At 57.6% G+C, this 6,107-nt stretch carries 6 protein-coding genes; 4 read left to right on the top strand and 2 right to left on the bottom strand.

Features of this window, described 5'->3' with window-relative positions; all coding sequences use genetic code 11:
- Positions 1-568 precede the first annotated feature (568 nt).
- On the bottom strand, positions 569-1,291 hold the full coding sequence (arsH, locus tag AB4083_RS22745; RefSeq protein ID WP_441610781.1) for an arsenical resistance protein ArsH: 723 nt from the start codon (positions 1,289-1,291) through the stop codon (positions 569-571).
- A 40-nt stretch (positions 1,292-1,331) separates the two neighbouring features.
- Between arsH and AB4083_RS22750 the strand changes: the two genes are divergently transcribed.
- The 4 genes from AB4083_RS22750 to AB4083_RS22765 all read left to right on the top strand — a co-directional run bounded on the left by AB4083_RS22750 (position 1,332) and on the right by AB4083_RS22765 (position 4,831).
- On the top strand, positions 1,332-1,676 hold the full coding sequence (locus tag AB4083_RS22750) for an ArsR/SmtB family transcription factor (RefSeq protein ID WP_441610786.1): 345 nt from the start codon (positions 1,332-1,334) through the stop codon (positions 1,674-1,676).
- A gap of 17 nt (positions 1,677-1,693) precedes the next feature.
- Positions 1,694-2,206, top strand: a complete 513-nt coding sequence (locus tag AB4083_RS22755; RefSeq protein ID WP_441610782.1) for an arsenate reductase ArsC — start codon at positions 1,694-1,696, stop codon at positions 2,204-2,206.
- Between the two features lie 468 nt (positions 2,207-2,674).
- Positions 2,675-3,952: an RHS repeat-associated core domain-containing protein gene (locus AB4083_RS22760; protein ID WP_441610783.1), complete on the top strand. Its 1,278-nt coding sequence runs from the start codon at positions 2,675-2,677 to the stop codon at positions 3,950-3,952.
- Between the two features lie 585 nt (positions 3,953-4,537).
- Positions 4,538-4,831, top strand: coding sequence for a DUF3144 domain-containing protein (locus AB4083_RS22765; RefSeq protein WP_441610784.1), 294 nt, complete (start codon positions 4,538-4,540; stop codon positions 4,829-4,831).
- 895 nt (positions 4,832-5,726) lie between these two features.
- Here the strand turns inward: AB4083_RS22765 and AB4083_RS22770 are convergent.
- A partial coding sequence (locus tag AB4083_RS22770; RefSeq protein WP_441610785.1) for a transposase occupies positions 5,727-6,107 on the bottom strand: 381 nt, incomplete at its 5' end.

Genomic DNA, 6,107 nt, shown 5'->3' on the forward strand with positions numbered 1-6,107 from the left:
CTACTTAGGGCTGCGCAACATCAGTAAAAAATGGACGCTTCCAATCCATGATTGGAAGGCGGCGCTCAACCGCTTTACCATCCAGTTCGAAGGCCGCATCCCTCAGCTTTAAAGCGATCCCGTTTACACAAAAGTCTGTACAAGCCCCTTTCCTCCCAGCGTCGAGCAGAGTCGTTCACAGCGGGGGTAACGCTATCGCGAAGGAATGCTTCCATCAGACTGTTTGCCTCTTCCTCGCACTCATCCTTGCTTCCCCAGGACGCGTTTCGAAGTGAGTTCTCAAGGTCTTGCGCCCCACTCCGGGAGCCGCCTGCCCAGTTGCCGAGGTCCCTGACGTGGTCTAGCTCGTTACGCCGAACACTATTCTGGAGTTTTGGTGAGCTGTACTGTGGCCGCAAAAAGACCTTCGGGGTAATGCTTACCTCAAACTCATCGAGAGAATACGTGCCGTCATGGCAGGAGCACTTCGGATGTGGACCGGCCAGGCTGAGCTGCAGCACACCGCATCGTGGCCTTCCGGCTTGGCCCATTCCATGGTGCCCAGGTGTGTTGTCAGTAAGAGAAAGTGTTAAGCCTTCTCCACCGCACTGGCGGCCAGGGCCAAGGCGCGCTGGGCCGCATCCCCTTTGCGTTCGCTGTAACGGCTGACCAAGTAGTCGCTGCGCCCGCGCACCATCAAGGTGAACTTCATGAGTTCTTCCATGACATCCACCACGCGGTCATAGAACGAAGAGGGCTTCATGCGACCGTGTTCGTCGAACTCTTGCCAGGCCTTGGCCACCGAGGATTGGTTCGGGATGGTCACCATGCGCATCCATCGGCCGAGCACCCGCAGGGTGTTCACCACGTTGAAGGACTGAGAGCCGCCGCAGACCTGCATGACCGCCAAGGTGCGGCCCTGGGTCGGGCGCACGCTGCCGTCTTCCAGGGGCAGCCAATCAATCTGATTCTTGAAGACGCCGGTGATCGTGCCGTGGCGCTCGGGGCTCACCCATACCTGACCCTCCGACCAAATAGACCATTCCCGCAACCGCTGCACCTCGGGATGGCTGGCCGGCACGCTGTCGAGCAGCGGCAACTGGCGGGGATCAAACACGCGAGTTTCGGCGCCCAGGTGCCGCAGGATCCGCTCCGCTTCCAGGGCAAGCTTGCGCGAGAACGATTGGGGGCGCAGAGAGCCGTAGAGGATCAGGATGCGGGGCGGGTGGCCGGCGCCTTGTTCGCCGAGGAGCTGGAGGATGTCTGGGCTGGGCAGCAGGTCGGCATGGAGGTGAGGCAGATCGGCATTCATGGGCTTGCTCGGAATTATTTATTTCGACTATTCTAGTTTTATGGAAACAAATGATGCAATCGTCGCGCTGACCGCGCTGGGACACGCCAAGCGCTTGGCCATCTTCCGCTTGCTGGTGGTTGCCGGTGCTGCGGGTCGGATGGCTGGTGACATCGCTGATGAGCTAGGCATGCCCGGTGCCACCTTGTCCTTCCATCTAAAAGAGCTCGTGCATGCCGGCCTGATCACGGCGGAATCCCAAGGGCGGTTCGTTTGCTACCGCGCCGCCTTCGACGCCATGAACGGCCTGATTGCCTATCTGACCCACCACTGTTGCGCGGGCAGTCCGCAGGCCGAATGCGCCCCAGTGGCCACAGCGTGCTCGCCCGGCGACGCCTGTTGCTGATCTCCTGAGGATGGCCCATGGCCCATCGCGTTCTATTCGTTTGCACAGGCAACTCCGCCCGCAGTGTCCTGGCTGAGGCCACCCTGCGTGCCTGGGGTGGCGCAAGATTCGAAGCTTTCAGCGCCGGTAGCCAGCCCACCGGACGGATCCATCCTTACGCTCTTGCCACGCTCGCTGAGGCGGGCATGCCGACCGCCGGCCTGCGCAGCAAATCCTGGGATGAGTTCTCGGGGGATAAGGCAAAGCCGGTCGATCTGGTGGTGACGGTGTGCGACAGCGCGGCATCGGAGTCATGCCCCGTGTTCTTCGGTGATTTTGTGCGCACCCACTGGGGGCTGTCGGACCCGGCCGCGGTGGAAGGGAGTGATGCCGAGAAGCGGGCAGCCTTCGCGCAGGCCCACGCGACCATCAAAGCTCGCCTCATGGCCTTCCTCACCTTGACGCCGGACATCTGGGCGGATAGCGATGCGTTGAAGATCGCCCTGGATCGCATCGGATTCATCCAGTCTGACGGCACCCCTCATGCCTGAGGCCGACGGGGCAGCGCGCCCTTGCGACCTCCATCTATTCCAATGGCATCGCTGGTTTCTGCCGTGTCGCTGCGTCAAATCGCGTCGCACGAACTAGGTGATGGTGACCACAGGCACGTTGCGGCTGGCGGCGTACGGCTTGTGGACAAGTTCGTCGAAATCGGTCTCCAAAGGGTGCGCGGGTGCGGCGGGGGTAACTGCGCAGCCCAGGGGGCGCTTTGGGTCGCAAGTGGACCGCGCACTTCCGTAAGTTATCTCGACGGACTCGGTTGCGTGTACTGAATCCCATGTTCAGACCTCCGGATTCAGGGGGAGAGTGACGACGACGCGCAGGTTGCGCAGGCGGGCCTGGCCGTTCGCCCACAACTGAGTCAGTGCATTGACGACGGCAGGAAGCGCCGTCGTCGGATACGGACACTGCCCAATGGGGTGGTTACGACATATGGTTACAACGAGGCAAACCGGGTCGTGAGCCTCAGCTACAAAAATGCTAGCGGTACGCTTGGTGATCTCGCCTATGGCTATGATGATAACGGCCGAAGAATTAGCCAGTTGGGCAGTTTCGCTTCTAATAAGAAGGCTTCGGCAACCACTGCGGCGAGCCAATTTGATGCGAACAACCGACAGAGTCAAATGAATGGCCGCCCGCTAGCGTATGACAAGAACGGCAGCCTCCTCAGTGATGGTTCGAACACGTACGTCTGGAACGCTCGCCATCAGTTGGTGCAGATCCAACAGGGCGCAGCGATTGTTGCCCAGTATCGATACGACCCTATGGGAAGGCGCGTCGCAAAGACTATCGGTGGCGTTACCACCAGCTTTCTGTATGACGGGGCGAGCGCAGTACAGGAGACTCAAGGCTCCACGGTCAATCCCATTCTCAATGGCCTCGGCGTGGATGAGCGCTTCGCTCGTAATGAAGGCTCAGCGCGAAGCTATTTTTTGGCTGACGCACAAGGGAGCACGGTAGGACTCACCGACAGCAGTGCCGCATTGATCCAGCGCTATCAGTACGACCCGTACGGTAACGTGACGTCAACCGGTAGCGCTTCCAATCCGTACCAGTACTCTGGGCGCGAAGCGGATGGTGCGGATCTGTATTACTACAGAGCGCGCTACTACAGTCCGGCCATGGGGCGCTTCATAAGTGAAGATCAATTCGGATTTGATGGCGGTCAGCTTAATTTCTACGCCTATGTCGGCGGTAATCCCATCGATTATCGCGATCCATCCGGCCATTTGTTGCCGGAAGCCGTCGTTGGAGCGGTCATCGGAGGTCTATGGGGAGCTGCTAGCGGATACTTCAGTGGCGACAGGGATGATAAGCTTTTCAATGACATTATGATGGGTGCGGGCGTTGGCTTTTTTGCTGGCCTGACAGATGGCGTGAGCTTGCTGGAAGGCTCGGCTGCAAGGGTAGGTCTGGGCTATGTGACTAGGGCAGCTTTGAGTGTCGAGGGTGAAGCACTACGTCAGGGGCTCAATGACGGTTGCATCAGCCATCCTAATGACCTGTGGGTAGCGGGACTAGCTAGCGGTCTAGGTGATGCGGTAGGGGGTGCAGCCAAAGGAATCGCGAGCACGGCCGGCTATGAATTGGGTCGGTTGGGGCGAGCCATTAGCGCATTCGTCTCGGGTGGAGTGACTGGATCCTTTCAAACTGCTTATTCGCAGCAAGAGTATCTCCAAGAACAGGACGAAAGAATGAATAGGGAATGGACGCAACTTCAGCAGAGTCTGCATTAGTCTTTGAGGGTAGTGATAATGAGACTGTCGCCGCTAGTGCCATTGTTTATTGCGCTAACTACAGCCTTACTCCCGATGCTATTTCAGCTTGCAGGGAGAAAGGGAGGGGCTGCTGATGTGTATGGCATGCCAAAGGCCCTTCGTATCTTCCTGTGGGGTCTGACATTGGTTGGGATAGCTGGATTGCTTGCGGCGGCGTACTTCAAGGTACAGTTGCGGCCGTTCCAGTGGTGGGCAGGAAGCGCGATGGGTATCGCATTCGTCGCTATGTGCGCTTACATGGATCGGTATTGCGTAAGGTTGACGGATTCGTCTCTTGAAGTGACGGAGTTTCGAACAGAGCGTATTCCGTACTCATCGATCAGTTCCATCGAGGTAGTCTCCTCGGGAAGAGGTACGGATCATCTGGTCGTTGTAATTAATGGATATGGGCAGCTAGTTATTTCCGGGTACTTGGGTTATTTCGATGACTTGACCTCTAAGCTTAAGGCACGACTTGCTCTGGCGAGAAGTAAGAAGGGCACGTAGAGGGGATTTACATGCTGGGGCGGACTCGCATGATTTATCGTCGACCAGGGGGATCGTTTGACTATAGATACCGATAATGACTTCTACAATCGCGCAGATGCTGTAATTCACTTGGCGAATGATCAGCTCGCGGAGGTTTCACGCGGAAAGGTCAGTGCTTCGTGCATGTATGCTTCGTCCCGCTTCAGTGCTTGGGTGAGCGCTTGCGGTTTCAAGTCGGGCGAGGACATGGCGGCCGCGAAACAGGAAACGATTGAGTACTTCGTTAAACAATTTCGATCCATGTTGGAAGAGAACTTGGATGACTACATCGATAACTTTATAACCTACATGGACCGGAAGGGTGGCTGACATCTTCTTGATTTCGTAGCGTTCGTTTCGACCCGAATCGGACAAAAGGGAGTGAGGGGATGGATGGGAAAGGGCTAGAGATTCAAGTGGCTGTCAGAGCTCTAAAAGACTTAGGGATACGCTTTGCGCTGGTTCTTGCATGCCTCGTTGTTTCGATGCTTATGCCCTTCAGCAGTCTCATAGCTATCCTCTTATGGAATAGTGCGGCAGCAATAGCTTTTGCCTTCGCAACGTCCCACTTCGTTGGCCGATCGCTCCTCTTCATTCCAAGCGTTATACTCTTGGTTACGGTGGTTTTTCCATTCGTCATCCTCTGCTTAATAGCTATGCCAATGCATCACTCTTGGCAGGCGTCTGCCAAGGCAGTGGCTATCAGCATGCTTATGCTCAACCCCTTTCATAACCTGCTTATGCTGTTTCCAGCGGGCGTGGCTGCGGGGTTCGCTTATTTCTATAGAGGGCGCCAAGGCATCTCTTCAGGAGCGGTGGAGGGCGGTCGAAATTCGGTCGGGTGAGCGGTCTTCTGGCTGGTCTAGATGTTCCGTAAAGCGGATATATCTGCTGTCCCAGCCAGGCAATGAGTGACAGTTCAGACCAATTTCCAGCCGGAGTGGCGGATTTCGCAGGCGAGCCGGCTCGGGCGAGAGGGACGCGCAGGCCCCGCCGGTCGCGCTGGAGCCGTTGGCCTAAGCGGTGCCTGTCCGGCCGCAGCGCGCGTGGTCGTCCCCCCCTCCTCGCCTGCGCGCTTCTCCCCGTGCTTTTGACGCGCTTGATGCGATAGCGTCGAACCGCGCCGTGGTTGGCATCGCAGGAGGTTCTTGGGCGGTGCTGCGCGATGCAGAATGATGCGGGCTTGGAGTGAGCCCCTCGCTCTGGACCAGAGGCAGATCGGAGATTAAGACGCCTGCTGGACGAGATTTTGTTCGTACTGGTTAGGGGATAGATAGTCAAGCGCGGAGTGCATGCGCTTGGCGTTGTAAACGTCCTCGATGAACACGGGCAGCCGTGCCGCCACATCGGCAAAGGTCTCGTAGCCCCCCAGATAGACCTCTTCGACCTTGAGCGTCTTCATGAAGCTCTCTGCCTGCGCGTTGTCATAGGGATTGGCTGGCGCGCTCATGGAGCCGAGCAAGCCATAGTTGGCCAGCGCTGCCCGGTAGCGTGCACTGACATATTGGGTGAATTCAACCGATCGTCGCAACACCTCCGGATAAGAGGTTGCGATGCGCACGAAAAAGGTACGAATTGGTCGTGTGAAGATGAGGTCGCCAGGGCG

Origin of the sequence: Dyella sp. 2RAB6 (assembly GCF_052115385.1) — a bacterium.
Classification (GTDB): domain Bacteria; phylum Pseudomonadota; class Gammaproteobacteria; order Xanthomonadales; family Rhodanobacteraceae; genus Dyella_D.